General features: G+C 71.0%; 14 protein-coding genes. 11 read left to right on the top strand and 3 right to left on the bottom strand.

The window, feature by feature from the left end; genetic code table 11:
- The first annotated feature begins 89 nt into the window (after positions 1-89).
- The 4 genes from M4D82_RS01965 to M4D82_RS01950 all read left to right on the top strand — a co-directional run bounded on the left by M4D82_RS01965 (position 90) and on the right by M4D82_RS01950 (position 5111).
- Positions 90-935: a 2OG-Fe dioxygenase family protein gene (locus tag M4D82_RS01965; RefSeq protein ID WP_249764332.1), complete on the top strand. Its 846-nt coding sequence runs from the start codon at positions 90-92 to the stop codon at positions 933-935.
- A gap of 47 nt (positions 936-982) precedes the next feature.
- A complete protein-coding gene (locus M4D82_RS01960) occupies positions 983-1681 on the top strand; it encodes a HemK2/MTQ2 family protein methyltransferase (RefSeq protein WP_249764331.1) in 699 nt (232 codons plus the stop codon).
- A gap of 155 nt (positions 1682-1836) precedes the next feature.
- Positions 1837-2715: a GNAT family N-acetyltransferase gene (locus tag M4D82_RS01955; RefSeq protein ID WP_249764330.1), complete on the top strand. Its 879-nt coding sequence runs from the start codon at positions 1837-1839 to the stop codon at positions 2713-2715.
- A gap of 665 nt (positions 2716-3380) precedes the next feature.
- Positions 3381-5111 carry a PP2C family protein-serine/threonine phosphatase gene (locus M4D82_RS01950; RefSeq protein ID WP_249764329.1) on the top strand — a complete coding sequence of 577 codons (1731 nt, stop codon included), beginning with the start codon at positions 3381-3383 and terminating at the stop codon, positions 5109-5111.
- A 220-nt stretch (positions 5112-5331) separates the two neighbouring features.
- On the opposite strand, the gene M4D82_RS01945 is transcribed toward M4D82_RS01950, so the two are convergent.
- Together M4D82_RS01945 and M4D82_RS01940 are read right to left on the bottom strand one after the other, a co-directional pair.
- A complete protein-coding gene (locus M4D82_RS01945) occupies positions 5332-6144 on the bottom strand; it encodes an ATP nucleotide 3'-pyrophosphokinase (RefSeq protein WP_249764328.1) in 813 nt (270 codons plus the stop codon).
- Between the two features lie 415 nt (positions 6145-6559).
- Positions 6560-7549: a sigma-70 family RNA polymerase sigma factor gene (locus M4D82_RS01940; RefSeq protein WP_249764327.1), complete on the bottom strand. Its 990-nt coding sequence runs from the start codon at positions 7547-7549 to the stop codon at positions 6560-6562.
- Positions 7550-8257: 708 nt separating this feature from the next.
- Between M4D82_RS01940 and M4D82_RS01935 the strand changes: the two genes are divergently transcribed.
- The 7 genes from M4D82_RS01935 to M4D82_RS01905 all read left to right on the top strand — a co-directional run bounded on the left by M4D82_RS01935 (position 8258) and on the right by M4D82_RS01905 (position 16997).
- Positions 8258-9853 carry a type I-E CRISPR-associated protein Cse1/CasA gene (locus M4D82_RS01935; protein WP_249764326.1) on the top strand — a complete coding sequence of 532 codons (1596 nt, stop codon included), beginning with the start codon at positions 8258-8260 and terminating at the stop codon, positions 9851-9853.
- On the top strand, positions 9850-10440 hold the full coding sequence (gene casB, locus M4D82_RS01930; protein WP_249764325.1) for a type I-E CRISPR-associated protein Cse2/CasB: 591 nt from the start codon (positions 9850-9852) through the stop codon (positions 10438-10440). The genes M4D82_RS01935 and casB overlap by 4 nt, the downstream gene beginning before the upstream one ends.
- Complete coding sequence (locus M4D82_RS01925; protein ID WP_249764324.1) at positions 10437-11792, top strand: type I-E CRISPR-associated protein Cas7/Cse4/CasC; 1356 nt, start codon at positions 10437-10439, stop codon at positions 11790-11792. The genes casB and M4D82_RS01925 overlap by 4 nt, the downstream gene beginning before the upstream one ends.
- The gene (gene cas5e / locus M4D82_RS01920; protein ID WP_249764323.1) at positions 11789-12643 is read left to right on the top strand and encodes a type I-E CRISPR-associated protein Cas5/CasD; all 855 of its coding nucleotides are present in this window, start codon (positions 11789-11791) and stop codon (positions 12641-12643) included. The genes M4D82_RS01925 and cas5e overlap by 4 nt, the downstream gene beginning before the upstream one ends.
- 5 nt (positions 12644-12648) lie before the next feature.
- Entirely contained in the window at positions 12649-13389 is a 741-nt protein-coding gene (locus tag M4D82_RS01915) for a type I-E CRISPR-associated protein Cas6/Cse3/CasE (RefSeq protein ID WP_249764322.1), read from the top strand.
- A gap of 836 nt (positions 13390-14225) precedes the next feature.
- The gene (locus M4D82_RS01910) at positions 14226-15986 is read left to right on the top strand and encodes a hypothetical protein (RefSeq protein ID WP_249764321.1); all 1761 of its coding nucleotides are present in this window, start codon (positions 14226-14228) and stop codon (positions 15984-15986) included.
- Positions 15987-16100: 114 nt separating this feature from the next.
- Positions 16101-16997 carry a hypothetical protein gene (locus M4D82_RS01905; RefSeq protein ID WP_249764320.1) on the top strand — a complete coding sequence of 299 codons (897 nt, stop codon included), beginning with the start codon at positions 16101-16103 and terminating at the stop codon, positions 16995-16997.
- A 64-nt stretch (positions 16998-17061) separates the two neighbouring features.
- Here M4D82_RS01905 and M4D82_RS01900 read toward each other — a convergent pair whose 3' ends face one another.
- A complete protein-coding gene (locus M4D82_RS01900) occupies positions 17062-21534 on the bottom strand; it encodes an AAA family ATPase (RefSeq protein WP_249764319.1) in 4473 nt (1490 codons plus the stop codon).
- Positions 21535-21737 lie beyond the last annotated feature (203 nt).

The raw sequence follows: 21737 nt of genomic DNA, 5'->3' as shown, positions 1-21737 counted from the left end.
GCCAGCCTGGGATCCCCACGACACGCCGCCACTGGTGCCCCACCCAACCGGCCGAGGCCGATCCGTGCCCTGCGGCTCAGGAGGACCCCGTGAACCACGTCCCGGCCCTGCACGACCGCCCGCACACCACCAACGGCGGCACCAATGCCGTCACCAATGCCGTCACCGACGCCCTCCGCCGGCAGGGCTACGCCCGCTACCGCGCCGCCGACCTCGACCTGGACCCGGACGCGCACCGCACGGACCTGGCCGAGCTCGAAGAGGTCTTCGCCACGCTCCCGCTCGACCCCTACGCCCCGCACACCCACCGGTTCCGCCGCTACTCCCACGCCGTATACCTGCCCTGGACCGGGCAGCTGGCCTTCACCCCCGGAGCCCCCGACCCCACCCACGGCACCGTGACCGAGTACTGGCAGGACGACCACAACCCGGAGTACCCGGACGTACGCCGCCGCCTGCCCGACCTCCCCACCACCCTGCACGGCAACGCACTCCTCCAACGGCTGATCCACACCGACCTCGCGCACGCCATGTGGCTGGAGGATCTGCACCGCACCCCGGTCTACGTCGGAGTCCACCTGCTCAAGCTGGCCGTCGACGCCGCCGCCGAAACCGCCGTGTCCTCTCCCGACTGCCTCCACCAGGACGGCGGCTCCTCGGCGACGTTCACCTTCGCCCACTTCATCGGCTCCACGAACATGAGCGGCGGCGAGAACGTCATCGCCACGCCCGAGTCCGCCGGCCGCCAACCCGGCGACCTCCCCGACACCGCGGTGCACGCACGCTTCACCCTCACGGATCCTCTCGACGGGTACGCCGTCCACGACCACCGCGTCAGCCACTACGTCGCCCCCGTACGCCGAGGCGACGACACCGGTCCGGGCGAGCGCCGCGTCCTCATCATCGGCCTGGCCCCCTACGGCCCCCGCCTCTGAGCGGACCGCCCGGCGCCGCCTGTCACGGACACAAGGAGGTCCCCCGCGTGGAAGACACGGATCTGAGGCTCCTGAAGCCCTGGGGCGTTTACAGGCCGCAGGGAGACTCCCTCCTCCTCAAGGACGCCCTGGAGAAGGCATCCCTACCCGAAGGGGCCCACGCGCTGGACGTGTGCACCGGCACCGGCCTGATCGCGATGACCGCGGCCCGCCTGGGCGCACACCGCGTACACGCCGTCGACAGCTGCTACCGGGCGGTCCTGACCGCCCGCTACAACGCCTTGATGAACCGGCTCCCGGTACGCGTCGAGCACGCGGACTTCCCCTCCAGCCGGGCCGTCCGTCGCCGGTACGACGTGGTGACGGCCAATCCGCCCTACGTCCCCAGCCCGCCGTCCACAGCCGGCGAGCGGGGGCGCGCTCGGGCGTGGAACGCGGGCCCCGACGGCCGGCAGTACGTGGACCGGCTGTGTGCCATGGCCCCCCACCTGCTCAAGCCGGGCGGCATGATGCTGTTGGTCCACTCCGCGCTGTGCGCACCGGAGACGACACTGCGCCTGCTGGGCGAAGCGGGCCTGAAAGCGGCGGTGGTGGGCCGCCGCCGCCAGCCGTTCGGACCGGTCCTCACCGCCCGTGCCGACTGGCTGGCCGAGCAGAAACTGATCGGCCACGACCAGACGGAGGAGGAACTCGTCGTCATCCGAGCCGACCGGCTCCCCAGCAGGACAACCGGAACCACGGCCTGACCCGCTCCGGTCTGCCGGCCGTCCTGGCCGCGCGGGACGCCTCGGGCACGCCGGTGCTCGCCGTGCAATGGGACCTGGCGCAAGACGTTCGGTGATCGGACGGGGGGCCAGGTATATCGGTGGGTCCTGTCGGCGTGGGTGTCTAGGGTGGGCGGATGGAGCAGTTGGAGATCATTACCGAACCGGGTGCGTGGCGCGGCGAGTTCGAGGGGCGGGTGCTGGACGGGTACCGGAGTGCGGGGTGTTCCGAGCCGCTGGCGCAGGCTCTGCTCGAACGGGCCGTGAAGGGGATCGACGGCTGGACGGTCGCCACGGACGGCACCGGGTGGATAGCGGTCGAGGTCGCGGAGGAGGACGGCGCGACCGTGGGTCGGATCCACGACCTGACGGTGCCGCACGGGCGCGAGTGGGCCGAGCGGTGGTGCGCCGAGCGCGGGGCGCAGCGAGTGGCGGTGCGGCTCACGGGCGGGGCGGGGGCGTTCGCCGACTATCCCGTGCGCGCGCAGAACCGTATGCGGGCGGCGGCCGAGCGGCCGGGGCTGCCGGCTGGCCTGACGGTCCGCCGGCTCACCGAGGGGGAGTACCCGGGCTGGCTGGCCGGCGAGCAGGCCGGGTACGTCGCTGACATCGTCCGGTCCGGGGCGCTGACCCCGGAGCAGGCGAGGGCGAAGTCCGACCGGGACTTCGCCCGGCTCCTGCCGCAGGGGTACTCGACCCCGGGACACGCCTTCTACGCGATGGAGGCCGAGGGTGTCGTGATCGGGACCGGGTGGGTGAACCACGGCTTCCTGCCGGGAGTGACCTTCGGCTTCTCGCTGGAGGTGTACGAGGAGCACCGGGGCAAAGGCTACGGCCGGGCCGCGATGGCGGTCGGCGAGTGGGCCACCCGTCAGGGCGGCGACGAGGTGATGATGCTCAACGTGTTCGGGGGCAACGAGGTGGCGATCGGGCTGTACGACAGCGCCGGGTTCGCCGTACTGGAGGAGTACCGGTCGATCGACCTCACCCAGGGGCGCGACGCACGGCGTGGATGACCGGGGGGGACCACCAGGTCGGGGCAGGGCTACCTGGAGATGCTCCGGGCTTTCGGCGGGCCGATCGCCGAGCGGTGGAACGGAGCTGTGGTGCCCGTTCCCGATCTGGTCTACGACGGCGCCGTACAAGAATCCCGTCGACACCCCGCGACAACCCGGGCACCGCGTCGGCGGACGATCGCGCGGCTGTCACGGAGGAGCCTCAGGAAGGACGCGCGGAGCGAAGGCGGTCATCGCCGCGAGCAGTGGCGCGGGGAGTTCCTTCGGCATCGCCCTGCGCATGCCCTCGCGGTCCCCGATCGACCACTGGTCGACGGGGCAGGGCAGGGCAGAACGATGTACGGACGCCATGCCTGGCGTTCGGCGGCGCCGGGGTTCCGCGCCCTCCGAACCGTCCGTCTGGACGTCGGACGTCCGAGAGAAGGCAGCCGGTGGCCGCACCCCGTTCCGCCGAACGGCAACGGGTGCGGCCACCGGCACGGGCGTGCCACACCGCTCGAAGGGGCCCGCACCGACATCCCGCGTGTGTCCCCCCGTCGCGCTGTCAAACCCCCGTCCGGCCGACGGATCACGACGTGCGCGGGCGGCCCGCTGCCAGCACCATGGCTCCACGGGGACGCGCAGCACCGCGCGTCCGGACGATCCGGCCGGAAGGCAGCTCCGTCATGAGTCCCGCCGTTCCCGAGGACCCCGACGGGCTCAAACTGTTCATCGCGCGCGAGGTGGCCGCACTGCGGGCCGCCGCCGGCCGCAGCGCCGGGATCCGGCGCGAGGACCCGGCCCCCGCCGCACGGCCCGAGCAGGACGGGGAGCCCGCCGCTCAAGAGTGCCCGTGCGGTGGCAGCCAGGACCAGTGCCACTCCTGCGGCGACCCCGCCGACGGCCACGACCCCTGGGCCTGCCTGTGCGCAACCCTGCCCGCCATCCCGATGTCGGCCGCGCTCCTCGCCCCCGTCGAGGACGACGACGGCCGTACCGTCGACTTCGTCGTGCGGGCCGGAAACCACGTCCGCTCGGCGGAGTGGCTCGACGCCCCCGACCGCCAGGTGGGCCGGCGGCTGCTCACGACCCGGCCCGGCGCCGAGGCCGGCGGCCTGCTCGCCGCGCTGAGCGGCGTCCTGCGTACGGGCCACGCCCTCAAGGGGCACCCGGTGGACTACACCGAATGGCGGTCCGGCCGCCTGCACCGTACGACCCTGCTGTACGACGCGGCGTCCTGCGGCGGACAGGTGCTGGCGACCTGGCGGCCGGCCCAGGCGCACACCGAGGTGATGTCCCTCGAAGCGCAGTACATCGCCTCCATGGGCTGGGCCCACTTCGACCTGCTGTCCGGCGCCACCAGCTGGTCCGACGGCATGTGCGCGATCTTCCGTACGGGATCCGACGGCCGGATGACCCTCACGGACCTGTGCGACGCCGTGCTCGTCGAGGACGTACCCCGGTTCGGGCGGCTGCTCAGGGAACTCTTCGACGGCGAGGAACCGCCCGGCACCGACATCCGCTTCAACATCCACGGGGACGTCCGCACCCTGCACGCGGTGGGCCGCCCGGTGATCGACACCCACGGCCTGCCCTGGGCGTTCTACCTGATCGTCCGCGACCTGACCCCGCAGGTCCGCAGCAGGCAGCGGCTCGACGCCAGCCGGAAGTTGACCGAGAGGCTCCGCGAGGAGGCGGCCGCCGAGCGGCGGGTCGCCTCGGCGCTGCGCGAGGCGCTCCTGCCCACCCACTCCTCGGAGATCGCCGAACTCGGGTACGCCGTGGCGGCGGCGTACCTGCCGGTCGAGCCGGAAGCCGCCCTCGGCGGCGACTGGTACAAGTGCCGGGTCCTGCCGGACGGCAGGATCCTGCTGGCGATGGGGGACGCCTGCGGGCACGGACTCGGCGCGGTCGCCCGGATGGCCCAGCAGCGGCACGCGTTGGCGGGCCTCGCCCACGCCCCCGGAACCGACGCCGCGGACCTGACGACCTGGCTCAACGAGCTGATCTGCGCCGACCCCTCCGCCGAGACGGCCACCGCCGTCATCGGCCACATCGACGCCCGGCGGCGCCTGACCTGGGCCTGCGCCGGCCATCCGCCGCCCCTGCTGCTGCGCGGCAGCAGCGCGGAGACCCTGGACTCCTCGCATCGGGGCCCCCTGCTGGGCCTGCTGCCGGGGGACAGGTACGCCACGGCCGCGGTTGACCTGAGGCAGGGGGACGTCCTGCTCCTCTACACCGACGGCCTCGTCGAGCGCCGCGGCGAGGACCTGGAGCAGAGCATCGCCACGCTCCGTCGGCGCCTGGCCACCTGCTCCGGGCTGCCCGCCCAACGCGTGCTGGACACCCTGATGGACATGTACGGGCGGGAGGACTTCGCGGACGACACCTGCCTGGTGGTCATCGAGGTGCTCTGACGCCGCGCCTCCGACCGATGACGGAGAGCCCGTGCCCGCCCTGGGCCCAGTCCCGCAGCGCCTGCCGCGTGAAATCGCGCGCTCCGGCCAATGCCAGGGCGATGCCCGGCCGGGAGGTTCCTGGCCGGGCATCGAGTGTGGTGTGGCACCCCATTGACCGATCGCATGGGGCAGGAACCGAGGGCAGCCTCGGGTAGCCGGCCGGGCTGCGCAGCGGGCGTCAGGCCGCCGGCGCCAGACGAGTGGCGGGTGGGGCGAGGGCGGGAGCGCCGTCCGGGACGGGTACTGCGGCGAAGATCGCGTCCTGCTGGGCCTGTAGCTCCTTCTTGCGCTCGGGGCTGGTCGACGGCAGCCGCTGCTCCTCGTACAGCTTGTGCGTCTCCTCCTGGGCGAACTTGCTCGCCGGGGTGTGGAACTGCACCTCGAACAGCTGCTGTGAACCGGGAGCGCGCCAGCCCGTGTTGAGTCCCTTGTAGCCCTTCTCGCGACCCCAGGTGTTGGACCACTTCGTGGTGTCGCTGCCCCACGCGGACAGCACCTCAGAGGCGATGGTCACACCGGTGACGTAATCGCCGTCGGGCCATTGGAGGGTGTAGCGCACCGCGTCACTCAGACGCGCCAGGACGTCGTCGGTGTTGCGCTCCGGATGCTCCTTGAGGTCTGTGGCGACCTTCCGCTTGAGGGAGTCGGGGGACTTGAGGCGGTAGTCGAAGCCGACCAGCTCCGCCCCGCTGAGGCCGGCGGCAACCTGTACGTCGCGGCTGATCGCCGGCTCCGCCGCGCGGGCACGGGCAAGGTAGGCATCGACCTTGCGGTTGTCCGCGGCGTTCAGGCACAGTCCCTCGCGCTCCCAGCCGGCCGGATCGTCGTCGCACCGCCCCGCACCGCCACCGGTGCGCGTGACGGTGGTGGCGTGCTTGCCCGTCGTGTCGGAGGGGTCGGCGGCGTATGCGGTGAGCCCGGTAGTGGCCGTGGCCATGGCGAGGGCGGCGGCCAGTACGGCGGCGGCTCGGCCCAGGTGGTGTGTGCTCATGCTGCGGAGGTGTCCCTTCTTGGCGGCGCGTGGCACCGCCTGCACCGGATGAACGGGGCGGACGGTGATCGTCGCCGGGGACAACAGAAGGAAGGGCGAAGAAGTACCGCGAAGCGACCCCGAGTACGGGGCATTGGCGTGATGGCGCCGTCCGGTGGCGGAGTCGTGCGCCGGCGCGGCGCTGTCGGCCGTCCGTCGGGCTACCGGTGCCCGTCTCGGCGACCTGGGACGCCCAAGCGCGCCCGCGCGCGCCGACCCACAGCGGGACCGGTCGAAGTTCGACGAGACGGGTCACCCCGGCCCCAGCCCCGGCAATTCGCGTACCCCGACGGAAACCGGCGCCGAGACGGGGCCGTCAGTCGACGTACTCGGCACGGCCGGCATGAAATCGACCTTGGATCACCCAACAGGCCAGTCAGGCAATGGCGCAGGTTCGGGAGCCCTCGTCCAAGCGGTCCGGCAGGCCGAAGAGCGGGAACAGGCGCTCGGTGTCGCGGTAGGCCGTGATGCCCGTGATCCGGTCGCCGGAGACCTCGACGACCTGAAGGGCCCAGGGAAGGTACCCGGTGCCGTCCGGGTGGGGACGGTACTGGCCGAAGGCGGGGGAGCCGTTGGCCGTTGTCGGGATCAGGCGAGAGCCGCGGCAGCCGATCGCGGGACCGGTGAGCCATGCCTGGATGTCGGGGACACCGCGCATCCATTTCGCGTACGGGGGCAGGCACAGCGTGGCGTCGACATGGAGGAGCATGTTCAGCTCCTCCATGTCGTAGCGGGAGAAGGCCGTGGCGTACCGCTCGGCCAGCAGCCGGCGGACCCTGTCGTCGCACGGCCGGCCGGTCGGCCCGTCCTTCGGCTGGCGGCGGTCGGCCAGGGTGGCGCGGGCGCGCTGCAGGGAGCTGTTGGCCGAGGCGACGGTGGAGCCGTGCAGGTCGGCGACCTCGCGAGCCGAAAAGCCCAGGACGTCCCGCAGGATCAGCGTGGCCCGCTGCCTGGGCGGCAGGTGCTGCAGCATGGCGACGAACGCCAGCCGCACGGACTCGCCCGACGTCGCGGCTGCCTCCGGATCGCCGCCAGGGCAGGGTTCCACCCACAGGGCGGCGTCCTGGGGAGGTGACGGCGGCGAGCTGCCCTCGCTCGGGCCGGACAGGTCCATCGGCAGCGCCCGCCGCTCGCCCGAAGCAAGGGCGTCCAGGCAGACGTTGGTGGCGATGCGGTACACCCACGTCCGCAGCCCCGACCGCCCCTCGAACCGGTCGACGCTGCGCCACGCCCGGACCATCGTCTCCTGTACGGCGTCCTCGGCCTCGGCGTACGAGCCCAACATCCGGTAGCAGTAGCCGATCAACTCCCCCCGGAACTCCTCAAGCCGCTCCACCGCCACGCCGGCCGCCGCGATGTCCCCCATGGACACTCCTCCAGACAGAACGTTCCAGGTCACTGACCTGAAGCCTCACTCTAGAGCCGGCCCGGACCGAGGCACGAAGCCCAGCGCCCCAGCCCGACTTTCGTCCGCGGACAAGAGTCCGGGAAGGGGGGAGTAGCGGCGACGGTGGCTCCGGATTCTTGTTCCCGAGTGCGTGCGGTTCGGTGGTTGCCCCGGTGCGGACGACGCCGTCCTCGGCGGTCGCCGACTCTCCCTCGCCGTGGAGTCGTCGCAAGAACCACTCCTTCACGTGGACCGGTTCCCGTGGGTGACCCGCGCTCCCCGGCCCACGAGGCCGGCGCCTCGGCCACGATCACGGCCCACGGCGACTGGCGGAGGCCGACGCGGTCACCTCGTGAGTTTCGGGTGATCTGTGGGCCGGGGTTCCCGCCGCCTACGAACTGCGGGGCGGCACATCACCCGCTTCGGCATCACCGCGGACCCGTCCGCAACGTGCACATGGCTGCACGAACCGGGACGCCCCGTCGGCTTTTGGCCCCCGGCTACCATGCGTGCGGTGGCTCTGCGTGTAGTGCCCCGCTTCCCCTTAACTGTTCTGTTTTCAAGGCCACATTGACATTCTCAAAGCCGTCAAGCCTGCCTCGTTCGCCTGCTAGCGTCCTGCCTCATTGCACCAAGCAACCGTTATGAGCAGAGAGCGAACGATGCAACTTGGATGGATCACGCGCCGTGCGCGACGAGGCGATACGACCACGCTGGGACCCTCGGCAGGAGCTATGCGTCACGGCACTGACCCTTGACGGCGAACTCGTCGAGCGGAACCTCGTTGACCTGCTCCACGACGCCGACCGGCTTCGGACCATCGAGGCGACCACACCCGGTGAGAAGGTCGCGCTCATCGAGTTCCTCCTGGCCATCTGCTACGCCTCGGGCACCTACCCGATGTCCGCAGCCGAGTGGCCTGCCTGGGTGGACCAGGAGCACGCCCTCCAGCCCGCCGCCGAGTGGCTCGCCGGGTCCCGCACGGGCGAGGTCTGGGACCTGTTCCACCCCACCGAGCCGCTCGGGCAGAACTCCCTCCTCGCTCCCTTCCTCGACCAGCACGGGGCCGGTCCGGCGCAGCTGGTGATCGAGCGGGTCGGCGACTACAACCAGTTCTTCGACCACCACCATCTGGCCGACCCCCGCCCGTTACCCGTGGCCGAGGCCTTCCGGGCCATGCTCACCCAGCACGTGTACGGACCCGCGGGCAGGGCCCGGATCTCCGGCAAGGCAACACTCGGTCCCACCATCACCAACCTGGCCGCCACCCGCCTCGGCACCCGGATCCGCGTCATAGCACTGGGCTCCACCCTCGGCGAGACGCTCCGCCTCAACATGGCCCCGGTTTCCGGGCCGCACGGCGATCTGAACCTCTCCTGGACCGCGGGCAAGGAACGCCGGGGGTTCAAGACCAAGCCCGTCGGCCGACCCGTCGCCGGTCCGGCGGACCTGCACAGCTATCTCGGCCGGTCGGTCCTGCTCCGCCCGACACCCGACGGGAAGGCCGTGGACCGGGTACTGCTCGGTGCGGGCGAACTGCTCGCCCTGACTGAAGAGCACCTTCAGGACGCTGTCCAGGCCAAGAAGGCGGACGGCACCGCCAAACCGCTCTGGGCTTCGGCGACCCGCGCCGTCTGGCGCGACGCCCATTCCCTCTACGCCGCCGTGGACAAGGCCCGCTCCTCTGGGGCGGTGAACGACGGCGCGACCCTGTACCAGCGGCTCGCGCTCTTTCCCGCGGAGGACGTCGCGCCCGAGCCGGGCCAGCAGCCCGCCCGCCGCGTCGAACTGTGGGCGGTCGGGCTCGTGGCCAAGCAGACCACGGCCATCGCTTGGGTCGACGGGACCTTTCCCTTCGCCCCGGGTCTGGAGGCCATGCTCTACGTTGCATCATCCCGTGGATCGGAGATCGCCGAGTACGTGGCCACGGCCCTGAGCAGGGCGGCGTACGCGGCCTGGAGCGTCGAGTACCCGAACCCGAAGCCGGCAGACAAGGCCGGCCAGATCGCACGCTTCGACGCGCGCAGCCGGCACTGGGCGGCCACCCAGGAGCCGTTCGAGTTCCTGATGGACGAGACCACCATCGGCGAGCCCGTCCACGACGGCCTCCTTGACTACGCCGCCACCGTGGCCGCGGCCGCCCGGAAGTTCCTCACCGAATGCCTCGATTCACTGCCGAGGAACTCACGGGGAGCGAAGGCCCAGGCCGCCGCCCTGCAGCGGTTCGACGACGAGCTGGCACAGCCGAAGGCCCCGGCCGAACTCCGAGGGGAGAGGGCATGACCAACCGAACCGAGTACACGCCCGGAACCGAGAACAGTGAGAGCGCCGCCGCCCTCACGGCCTGGCTGGGGAGCCTGGTTCACAACCACCAGTACAAAGCCCTCGCCGAGCTCCGCACGCCGCGGATCCGCAAGGAACCCCATTTCCGGGCCATCTGGTTCAGCCCGACCGAGGAGCAGGAGGAGATCTACGAACAGGTGGCGTTCCTGTTCGCGGTCTACCACCAAGGCCGATCGGAACCCGACTACGGCTACGGCAGCCTCGGCGATGCGGCCCGACGCATCGGCAGTGAAAAGAAGCAGGGCCCCGACGACCCGGGGGCCGTCCGCCTCGTCGATCGAATCGTCTCCAGCCGGCGGATCCCGTGGCGTCACCTGCAGCACGCCGTGGCCCGGCTTCGTGCCTGCGGCAAGCGGCCGCCGTCATGGACCCGTCTCGCCGACGACCTCAGCCAGTGGCACGACCGCAAGGCCCGCATCTCCTACGAGTGGGCCGTGGCTTTCCACATGGCCCGGTCCCGGTCGACCAGCGCCCGGACGCCCCGCACGCCTGCCGCCGACACGACCCAGAAGGGCACCACCACGTGACCAGCAATGCCTCCTCCACCGGCGGCCAGTTCCTCTCCCTCCACCTGTTGGAGACCTTGGTCGCCGTGCTGCCCGTACGCGACGAGAACGGCGCCCCGAAGTCCATCGTCTACGGGGGCACCGAGCGGCACATGATCACGAGCCAGGCGCGCCGCCGTGCCGAACGGGTCCACACGCGGGACCGCGCGAACGCGGGCATCGGTTCTCTGGCCGGCCGAAGCACCGGCATCCGCACCCGGGAGTGGGCGCTGTTCGCAGGGCGGGAACTCGCCTCCGCTCATGGCTGGGACTCGGACGAGGCGGTACGTACGGCCCGCGCCGTCATCGAAGCCACCGGGCTGAAATTCGGCGAACCCGCGAAGAAGACGGTCGCGAACCTCACCAAGGTGCTCCTGTTCGCCCCGTCTGACGCGGGCGTGCGCATCGCGGCGCACATCAATGAGCAGGCTGAGGAACTTCGGCCGTGGACTGCTGAGTACCTGGCAGCACAGGCGACGGCCGCTGCCAGGACCAAAAAGGCCGGCCGAAAGGCCGATCAGGAGGCGGACGAGGCCGGCGAGGCGGGCGAAGGTGCTGCCGGGGCCGAAGCCAAGCTCCCCGCACTGCCGACGGCGACCCGCGCCGCGGTTCTCACCGCGTTCGCGCCGCGCGATGCCATCGACATCGCCCTGTATGGCCGCTTCCTCGCCGAGATCGCCGATTCCCCGAACGTCGACGGCGCCGTGCAGAGCAGTCACGCCTTCACCGTGCACGAGGCGGAGCAGGTCGACGACTTCTACGCGGCCGCCGACGACGCGAAGCTGGACAGGAAGAAGAACGCCCTGGACTTCCTCGACGTGGCCGACGACGCCGGAGCCGGTATGACCGGCTATCAGTCGCTGATCACCGGGACTTTCTACCGGCACGCCGTGCTCGACCGGTTCAAGCTCCGCAGGAATCTCCAGGCCGCCGGGATGACCGTCGCGGAGGCCGAGGAGGCCTCTGTCGCCGCCGAGGCGGAGTTCGTGACGGCCTTCGTCGACGCCTTTCCCGAAGCGAAGAAGAACTCGACCGCCTCCACCGGCTCGCTGCCGATTCTGGTCCTCGCTTTCGAGGCGGAGCGCCCGTACAACTACGCCGCCGCCTTCCAGGCCCCGATCGACGAGAACCCCTTGGACAAGGGTGGCGAGGGACCGGCCGGACCGGCCGCGGTCAAGCGGCTTGTGAAGCACCACATCTTCGTCAGCGGGCGTCGCCCCGACATCAGGTCCAGCCGTGTGCTGACCTACGACCCGCAGGTCGACGAGCTCTTGGGTTCCCTCAAGATCCCGGACGTGCAGCCGGTGACCTCGGCCGAGGAGCTGACGGCGTGACGCACGTCCTGCTCGTACGGCTCGCCGCGCCCCTCCAGTCCTGGGGTGTGGCGAGCCGGTTCTCCTACCGGGACACCCACAGCCGGCCCAGCAAGTCGGCGGTGATCGGCTTGTGCGCGGCGGCACTGGGCCGGGACCGTACCGACGCCGTGGACGACCTCGCTCGGCTCGCCTTCGGCGTTCGCGCCGACCATCCGGGCACACCGGTGCGCGATTACCACTCCGTCGGCTCCGGCACGTTCCCGCTGCGGCCACGGGACGTTATCACCGACCACCGGCGGGCGGCGGCCGTGGCCAAGAGCATGGAGGCCACCGAAGGGCCAGGCTTCGGGCATCACGAGCTGGCCGGGTGGTACGGGGCGCCGAAGAAGATCGCGGCCGATCCCGTCTCGGGGGCGCTCGTCTCAGGGGAGCTCTCGCGCACGGCACTGATCACCGAGCGCTGGTACCTGTCGGACGCGGCGTTCGTCGTGGGGCTCCAGCACGAGGACCGCGCGCCACTGGAGGAGATCGCCCACGCCCTGGAGCACCCGAAGCAGCTGCTGTGGCTCGGCCGGAAGTCCTGCCCGCCCTCTGGCACCCTGGCCGCCGAGATCGTGATCGGCACGATCACCGAGGCCTTCGCGGGCAAACGGCTGCTGCCCGGACCGGAAGACCTCGATGGCCCGGACGCCACCGCACGGCGTCCCTGGGCTTGGATCCAGGCCGCCCCCGGTGCCAGGGGGGCTTCACCGATCAACGACCAGCCGATCAGCTTCGATCCGGCTCGACGGGCCCACGCCACCCGCTGGGAGACCCGTACGCGTGTCACCATCGCCCCGACCGCCACCGAATGGGACATCATCCCGTGAACCCCGTGAACCCCGTGCACTCCGCGAACAGCACGCGGGCCTCCACGGCCCGCTTCGTCGCCACACACTCCGTCCTATCCCTGAACGCCCGCCACCCGCTCGTCGCCAAGTCCCTCGTCGACGCCCAGGAGATGCACCGCACCGTGATGAGCGGGTTCCGCGGTTGGGTGGAGGACGGAGACGCGGAAGCCCGCTCGCAGATGGGCATCCTGTCGACGTGGTCGGTCGACCTCAAAGCGGCGGCGCTCGTCCTGGTCGTGCAGTCCAGGATCCCGGGGGACTGGGCCCGCATCCCCAGGGCGGCTTTCGCGACCGCGCCGCACATCATCACCGTCGACCGGACCTTCAAAGTGGGCGAGGTCGTCGGCTTCCGTACCGTCGTCAACCCGACCCACAGCCGGCCTTCGGGCAAGTCCGCTTCGGAGAAGGCCCGCGGCACCAGGGCCGCCCACACCACCCCGGAACACGTGAAGCGCTGGTTCGCACGCCGCCTCCAGCCCGACGGCGAGCCCGCCACGGCCGAGGACGGCGTGGTCCGCATCGGTGCCGCCGCCGACCCCGACAGTCTTGGGATCCGGATGCTGCCGACCGTCTCCAGCGCCCACCGCAACAAGTCCGTGCGCATCGGCCGCGCGGAGATCCGAGGCTCCCTGACCGTCACCGACCCGGAAACCCTGGTCGCAGCGCTCTCCAACGGACTTGGCCACGCCCGAGCCTACAGCTGCGGGCTGCTCCTGACCCGCTGAGAGACGAAGCCTTCGGGTCCGACTTTTGTCCGCGGGCGAAAGTCGGACCTGCCGGGGCCGCCCCGTACGAGGCGGCGTGGTTGAGCGTGCTCGGTTCTGGCGGTCGGACCGGTTGCATCCCCGCGTATGCGGGGGCCAGATCGGCTCTGCTCCTAACGCGAGCCATCCCCGCGCGCGCGGGGAGTTGCTGGAGGCGAAGAGAGAACACCTCGCACGGGTCATCCCCGCAGGAGCGGGAAGTGCTGCGTGAGGTCGAGACTAGCGTCCATCGGATCGATACGACCAGGCCGGCACGTCGGCCGATCTGCGGATGCTCCCAACGCAGTGCACGGCTCGGGCTTCGACCTGTCCGTGTTGGGATGGATCAGCCGCCGCGCAGACTTCCTCGCTGCGCACTACTCCCGCCGCCTGGCAGGCATGACCACCCACGCATCGTGGGTAGAGCTTGGCGGCAGCGGTGCACGGGAAGAGAACACTTCGCAGTCGAGCCCTAGAGCTCGGAAGGCACCTCAGTACCCGTCTCAGCGACGCCCACTCCGCCGCATCAAGATCATCAGTGTCTCACGGGCGTCACGCCGGCGCTGGGGGCTTCGGGAGAGTACGGACGATGCGGCGACCATGACAACGGCCCACGTGTAGGAGAGGCCGGCGACGGCGGTCACCGTTGCCGCTTCTTGGAACACGGACTGCAGGACGGACATGGGGTCCCCATCGGGGTCTTCGCCCGGTGGTATGCCCCGCCGGACGCGGTCCCACAGGTATCCACCATCCGGAGGCCGTCCGGCGATGTCCGGAGCCTCGCAGAAGTCATGTCTGTGCAGGTCAGGGAGGGAAAAATGGAGATTCCGGAGAAGTCTGACGCTAGTGGCGGGTCGGGAGACAACGGGGGCAGCCAAGGAGCAGGCTTCTCGCAAGAGCTCCGGGACCTCTACGAAGCCGCGGGCGGGCGGACGACGTTAGGGCTCAACGACCTCGTCAGGCTCGGGTCCGCGCGCCGTTTCAAGGTGGCGAAGTCCAGTCTCAGCGACTGGCTCACGGGCAAATCCGTGCCCTGGCCGAGGAACGCCCGCTACGTGCTGACCGTGCTGATCCCGTTCCTGGAGAGCCGCGCAGCCCGTCGGTCCCCGAGGTATCTGTCGACGAATCCGGAAACTTGGCGTGCCCGGCTCGTCGCGGCGCAGGCCGTGCGCAAGAGCGGGCAGGGAAGCCGGGGCCGCCTCGCCGGTCTTGCCCGCGCGCTTACCGACACAGGGGTGTCTGAGGACGAGGTGCGCAGGATTCTCGGCCCGGTGGCTGCCGCCGTTTCCGGAGGACCAGGAGACCGGTCCGGTCCGTATGACGAGGGGGACGGAAACGACTCCGAGGCCGAGCGGCCGGCCCTCACCGCCCTCCGTCCGGCGGCCCCCGGCCGGAACCACGGAGCCGAACGGCGCTTGGACGAGGCCTTGGCGCTCCTTCCGATGTCGGGCTGGGGAACGGGCCCGGCCCCCGTGTGGCTTTCCTGCCTGGTTGGAGCCCTCGTACGCATCGATGCCGTACAGGACGCCGAGCAGCTGCTCGGCCTGTGCCGAACCCCGGCCGATCGGGCGCGAGCACATGCTGCAGCGGCCCTGGCTCACGTGGACTCCGGCTTGCCCGACGATGCGCGGAGGCGTGCGTACTGGGCGGCCCAGGCTGCCGCTGAGGGCAGCCCGAGCCGGGACCGGGACGGGGCCTGGGCGCACGCCGCGCAGGCTCTGGCGTGTGTGGGGGAAGGGGAGGCCGCGGTGGACCTCGTCCGGCAGCACTCGATGCCCACGGATGGCAGCATGAAGGTCGCCTGGAGGACGGCCGACCGGCCGGCCCGCATCGCTGTGGCCTCAGGCCTTGTGGAGCATGACCTGCGGATGGCGGGTCAGTTGTTGCTCCCGATCCTCGATGAGTTACACGCGAGCGGGAAGGCACCCGGCCGGGCGGCCGCCCTGCTGGGCCGCTTCGCTGCGCTCCTTCCGGCCGAGGCCGGCATCAGGCATCTCGACGCGGATCGCTTTGACGAGGTGAGGGAGGCGGGACTCGCGTACGCGGACAAGGGCGGCCGGGAGAACTGGCGGCCCGAGACCGTCCTGGTGCACGCCCTCCTACGGATCGGCGCGGGGGAGGACCCCGGACAACAGGTGGACTGGTTGGTGCGGGATCTGGGGAACCGGGGGACCGAGCACTTTCCGACTGCCGCCCTCGCAGTGGTCCACGCGGCGCGAGGCGATATCGAATCCGCCGGGCGCTTGGCCGAGCGACCTACGGAGGTACGGACGCGCGCCGTCGCGCTCACCGCGCTGGCGGGGCACCTGGCCCGGGTCCCGGTTCGTCCGGTACCCGAGATCGACCCGGCGCACCCGGATGCCTTCACCGTCACTGTGCGGCACCTGGCCCTGAGCGTCACCCCGTACGCGTCGGACGACGAGCGGGCGGCGATGAGGTTCCTGCACCTGAGCCTGGAGACCCCCGGCTGGTACCACGCCCTGCCGGTCCTCGCCCGAGTCGCGCCCGAAGCGGTCGCACGCGTCCGGGACGTCGCTGCCGTTCACGGTGGTGTCGGGGATGGCCGTCGGTCCGGCTGAGCCCGCGCGGTGCGGGAGCCCCGCCGCTCAAGCACCGGCGTGCCCCCCCCGCACGCCGCTACGATCGGCCCCAGAGCGGGTCCGGTGGATCGGCCGGCCGGGTGGGACGGGGGCGTGAACATGCTGCAGATCGTCGGTGTGCACGGGATTCGACAGGGGGCATCCGCCACGGAGGAGGGTCGGAGCCGTACTTGGCAGGGCTCGGTGGACGCGGCGCTTGCCGCCTCCGGCCACGCCGGGACCGCCGGCCCGGTCCGGATCACCGTTCCCTCGTACCAGGGCGTCTACCCGCAGACGGCCACGCGGTACATGCGCCTGGGACCGGAGACCGCCCCCACGCCCGAGGACGCACCCGTCGACGAGGAGGAAGAGGAGTTCATCCTCCGGGCCTTGGCCACCTATGCGCCGTCAGCAGTCGGGGAGGAGGACTCCTCTCCCACGGCTGGTCGGACCCTGGGAGAGGGGCGACTCACGCCACGGATCCTCAGGCGGGCCCACGCCGTGGACCGGGTGGCCGGCAAGGGGGTGACCGACCGACTGCTGTGGCTGGTCCGCGAGGCCCACGGCTACCTGCGCCACGCGGAGACCGGTGCGGCCGTACGGGCCGCGGTCCGGGCGGCGCTGGTCGCCAAGGGCGCCCGGATGGTCATCGCCCACTCGCTGGGCAGCGTCGTGTTCTACGACATGGTGACCCGTGGAGAGGTACCGGCCGCCGCGGGCGGGGGCCCCGGTGTCACCTCCTTGATCACCTGTGGGTCCCCTTTGAGCTGGCTGGCGGTCAGGAAGGGCGTACACACAGCCGGTGGCCCGTTGTCCGTCCCGGCCGGAACGGAGTGGACCAACCTCTACGCCCCGAACGATCCGGTGAGCAGGGGTGGGGGCCTGTCCGACCTCGCGGTCGGGGTCACCGATGTCAAGGTCAACAACGGCAGGCTCAACGCCCATGACGTCCGCCGCTACCTCAACAAGCCGGCAGTAGCCGAACGCATCACGAAGGCCGGACTTCTCTGACGGTCGAGCCGTGTGCTTCGACCCGCGTGCTTCGGTCAGCCTGCCGGGAATGCTCAGCCCGCCCTCACAACAGGCGTTCGTCCAGCGTCAGCGTCGCCAGGCCCGCTGGACCCTGGAAGTGAAGCACCGGGGCCGTCGGTCCGTGGCCGACGGCCAAACCGTGGACCGGAGCCCCGGTGAGGAGGGTGTGGCGCAGTTCGCCGGTCAGAGGGTCCCAGAGGCGGAGCCCGCTCCGGTTCCCCGAGACGAGGAGCGTGCGGCCATCGGGCAGGGGCCACTCGGTCAGGACCTGGGTGTCGGGGGTCGCGCATGCCGCGAGCAGGGCTCCGTCCGAGGTGTCCCAGACGTGGAGGGCGGCCGACGTGGCGGAGGCCAGCAGAGTCCGCCCCCGACTCTGGAGGGCACATAGGGACCGGAAAGGTCCCGTGGTCGGGTCCTCGGCGCGCAAGACCCGTACGAGGTTTCCGGAACTCAGGTCGACGAGGTCCACCCCGTCCGCGGCAGCCACCGCGATGACCGTCGTGCCACCTGCGCTCCACGGTGGGAAAGCGGCGCAGGCCCGCGCCTGCTGGGCGCGATGGTGGTAGGTGACCGTCGAGGTGATGGTTTCGCGGCGCGAGGGGTCCCACGTGACCATCTCGATCGCCCCGTCCGTCCTGAGGGTGGCGAACAGCGGCAGGTTCGCCGGCGTATGTGCGACGCATGACGGTGAGTAGGGGTGCCCCTCCACGTTGAGACGGCTCACGCGCTCATAGCGAACGAGGTCCCAGATGGCCCAGCCCGCCCGGCCCCTGAGGGCCACGTATGCGGTGCCCGAAGGGGAAGGGATCGGCTCCGCCGACATCACCGGGCCCGCAGCCACCTGTTTCAGCAGCGACCCCGATGTCGCGTCGTGCACGTCGAGGCCCTTGCCGGTTCCGACGAGGACCACGCCCGGCGCGCTCCAGCACAGGGGCCACTGCTTGCTGCGGTTCTGCCCACCCCACGGCGGTTGGTAGAGCGTCTCCGGCGTCCGCAGTCCACTTGGGCCACCGTTACTGTCGAGGTCCCAGATCCGGATGCCCTGTGGTCCGGCCGACACGATGCGCGGGCCCTCCGGACCTTCGAGCGCGCCGATCGCGTGAACGTCCGTGACGTCGGCATCGAACGATTCCACCAGGGTGCCGTCGATGTTCCGAACCATGACCCGGCCCGCCTCGGCGTAGGCGAGACCCCTGCCGCCGGGCAGTACCGTCACCACCTGCGCACCGATCCGGCTGTACGGTACCGGTCTGCCGAGGAACGGGTTCCACATCTGGCTGAGGGAGGCGGACGAGATTCCGTTCTTGATCAGGAGTAGATCGTCCGCGCCCTGCCTCGGAACGGACACCGGGGAGTGCGTATGCGCGCCACCGAAAGGGGGAGCAGCCGCGAGCCCCGACGAGGGATCCCAGAGCCGGATGCCGTCCGGGGTGGCCACAGCCACCAGAGGACGCCCGTCGGCCCTGCGCACCACAGCGGTCGTCGTATGCGTGGGCAGCCGGCGCACCGGCGGAAAGCCCCTTGCCTTGACGAGCCCCTCGGGCCCCGCCCCACTTTCACCGCCCCAGCCGGCGTTCCACAAGAACGCGCCTTGGCCGGTGAGCACGAACAGCTGCCGGCCCGCAGAACCGTCGTTCAAGACGTGTGCCTCTTCTGCGAACGGCAGGGACGCGTGGGCGAGTGGCTGGCCTGACGTCGGATCGTGGATCGAGATGCTGTCGGAGTTCAACGCGAGCAGGGACGTTCGGCCGTCGGCGGATCGGATCGGTTGCACGGAGTGCACCGGCTCGTTCTCGGACCCGATCTCGGCCGTTAGCCGTCCTGTTGCCGAGTCCCGGATCTCGACCTGCCCGTGCCGTGACAGCACCGCGATCAGCGTGCGCCCGTCCAGCGTAGGTACGCAGCAAATGCTTGTCGCACTGTCCCCGGGAGGCGCCAGGACGTTCACACGAGCCACCCATCGGCCCCACGCGAGTCTCGCCGGCAGGCCCTGTGGCGCCTGCCGTGATTCGTCCCGCACGGCCATCTGGAACGCGATGCTGCTCATGCGCGACGCCATGTCCACGGTCGCGTCGACGTACGGCTCGATCAGTGCCGCAGCCGTCAGTGTCCGGCGGTCCGGGTCCGTGATCGGGAGCGGCAGCCCCAGGCGGGTCCGCAGCGTGCCGGACGTCTCCTGGGCCAGCAGCGTCGAGGGCACGGCCGCGTCAGTCAGTACCCTTCCCTCGGTCGCGTGATGGAGAAAGTGCCTGCGGACGTACGGGTGGGCGGTGTGCGGCCGGGACCGTTCGACCAGGTCCACCAGAGCATGGGTGATCGCGGCATGGGCCGCGGTGGGCGTCTGCGGAGTGGTGTCCGAGCGCCACGACAGGGAGGACGTCGCGTCGGGCGGGTTCAACAGCCAGGTGTGATCCGCTGTCAGGAGGTCGGTCAGTCGTTGGTGGACGGGACGGTAGACGGCTCGGTCGTCCTCCTCGGCCGTGGCCAGGTAGCCGGCGAGCCGGCTGTTGCGGAGCGTCCGAATGGCATGGTCGGCGGCGTCCGCGCCGATGCCGGGCCCGTACTCGGCTGTGGCCAGGGCGCTGGTGACGGCGGGCCAGACCTCCGCCCAGGGAAGCCCGGCCCCAGGGGCAAACGTCGTCGCCCTCAGGGCGGTGACCAGCGCGTACGTGGGCACCCCGGTGCTCAAGGAGACGGCCGCGATGTCCTCCCGGAGAAGCCCGCTGGTGCCGTCGGCGAGACGCCGCAACCAGCCGGACTCGGTGAGGTCCTGGCGCGCCCCGGCCTTCCGGAGTTGGTCGGCGGCGATCCGGGCGTCGAGGAACGAGGGGGCTACCGCGGCCGCGATGGTTCGCGCGGCCTCGGCGGCTGCTTCGGCCGAGAAATGGTACGGGCTGTCTGCGGGGGCGAGCAGCAGGGTGGCGACGTAGGCGGCGATGTCGTCGACGCAGGACGGACCATCGCTGCGCACCATGCGGGGCCGGACCCCTTCGCTGCCCAGGGCCTCGGTCAGGCGCAGCAGCAGTTGGTCGGCGCGTTCGTCGTGCAGCACCTCCTCGCCCTGTTGGCCCGTGAGCGGGGAGCTTCGTACCCCGAGGAGGAGGCGCAGCGGGCTGCTGTCGCCGGCGGCGACGCTGAGGCGGGCCAGCGGAAGGACGAGGTCGTTGACGAGTGCGAGCGGATCCTGTGCCTCGTCCAGCGCGTCGATGACCACGGTGACGGGCCTGCGGGCTGACGTGCTGCGATCCGAGAGCAGCCGCAGGAGGGTCCGCAGGGGCACGATCGAGTCCGGATCGGAAGCGTCCTCCGCACCCAGCGCGGTGAGGAGGTCCTCGACCACCACCCGTGCGGACTTGTTGCGCGCCAGCACGGCGATGTCCACCGACCCCCGGGGTGGCCGGAGCTCTGTAGGAACCTTCGCCACCATGCCGGCGTACCGGGGGTCGGTGACGAATCCCGGGTCGGAGAGGGTGACGAGGCGGGCCAGCAGCGCGGACTTCCCGGAACCTGCGGCGCCGGTGACGACGAGGACGCGCTCGTCCTCGTCGCCCCTAAGGAAGGCCGTCATGGCTTTCATCGGCGTGACCCGGCCGCTGAAGTACCAGCCCGGGTCGTCGTCGGCCGGCCGCCCCGAGGCACGCTCCAGCCAGAAGTCGTCGAGAGAGCCCAGCGGCACGTCGGTCCCGACGGTCGTCGTCAGGGCCAACTGCCGGAGCGCCGGACCGGCCGTGCTCACGGCGGGCCGATAGCGGGGGTTCGGCAGGCAGGCACTCGGGCGCTTCTTCCGGGAGCGGGGGAAGGCCCACTCGGCGTCGATGAGGCCCTTCTCGTGGCCGTGCTCATCCTGCCCGACCTCGTCGAGGAGCTGTTCCCACTCCTGGAAGGACAGGTGGGAAGCGGTGTACCCGGCGGCCTCGTCCCGCATCCGTTCGCACGCCAGGGCCACGCGCTCGGTGAAGGAGCCGATCAATGGCTGCGCGGAGAAGTCCCCGGAGGTGACGACACCGACTCCGTGGAAGGCGTAGCGGTCCTTGTCCAGGTCTCGGAGCAGGGAGCTCAGTTCGGTGTGCAAAGTGCCTGAGAAGCACGAATCGACGAGCACGAGTATGTGTTCCGACTCGCTGTCCAGAACCGCGGCAATGAGCTCACTGGTCTGGAAGGCCGTAGCGAGCGGGCGTTTCTCGTCCGTCTCCGCAAACGTCAGGTAGTGGCGATGTGAACTCCCGCCCAGTCCATGGCCGGTGATGTACACGACCACGGCTTCCTCGTACGTGGCGGCCGTCAGGGCCTCGTCACGGAGGAAGTCACGCAGGTCCTGGACGGACTGTACGGCGGGCGCCCGGCTGACCTCGAAACGTTGCCTCTTGTCCAGGTTGGGGCCGGCGAGCCAGTCGGTGATGCGTCCAGCCTGGATGTCGATGGCTTCGCGGAACTCTGTGTCGTCGGCTCCGTAGTCGGTGATCGCCACGATCACCAGTCGCCGCCGGGTGATGCCTTCCAAGTCTTCCGTGGTCACCATTCCCTCCAACTCCGCGCGGCGCGGAGTGCGCGGGGCCGTCAGCCTAGTGGGGTCGGGCGACCGATCGCATGAGGTTCCCCCTGCCTGTCGGGGCCATGGGAACGTCGAGAAGTTGCTGTGACGGGCTACGGAGGAAAGCGCGGACCAGGGGACACGGTGAGTGGGGCAGTCACCTGAGCGGGGTCGCGGGATGCCGCTCA

This window comes from Streptomyces sp. RerS4 (assembly GCF_023515955.1).
GTDB lineage: Bacteria > Actinomycetota > Actinomycetes > Streptomycetales > Streptomycetaceae > Streptomyces.
Note: the sequence above shows the minus strand (reverse complement) of the source record. Positions and strands in the feature narration are given on the sequence as shown.

What these genes read in the sequence shown, in the direction of transcription:
- M4D82_RS01940 (WP_249764327.1), bottom strand. Translation starts at nt 7,549, where the DNA reads ATGGGGGACATCGCGGCGGCCGGCGTGGCGGTGGAGCGGCTTGAGGAG.
- casB (WP_249764325.1), top strand. Translation starts at nt 9,850, where the DNA reads ATGACCAACCGAACCGAGTACACGCCCGGAACCGAGAACAGTGAGAGC.
- M4D82_RS01945 (WP_249764328.1), bottom strand. Translation starts at nt 6,144, where the DNA reads ATGAGCACACACCACCTGGGCCGAGCCGCCGCCGTACTGGCCGCCGCC.
- M4D82_RS01910 (WP_249764321.1), top strand. Translation starts at nt 14,226, where the DNA reads ATGGAGATTCCGGAGAAGTCTGACGCTAGTGGCGGGTCGGGAGACAAC.
- M4D82_RS01955 (WP_249764330.1), top strand. Translation starts at nt 1,837, where the DNA reads ATGGAGCAGTTGGAGATCATTACCGAACCGGGTGCGTGGCGCGGCGAG.
- M4D82_RS01950 (WP_249764329.1), top strand. Translation starts at nt 3,381, where the DNA reads ATGAGTCCCGCCGTTCCCGAGGACCCCGACGGGCTCAAACTGTTCATC.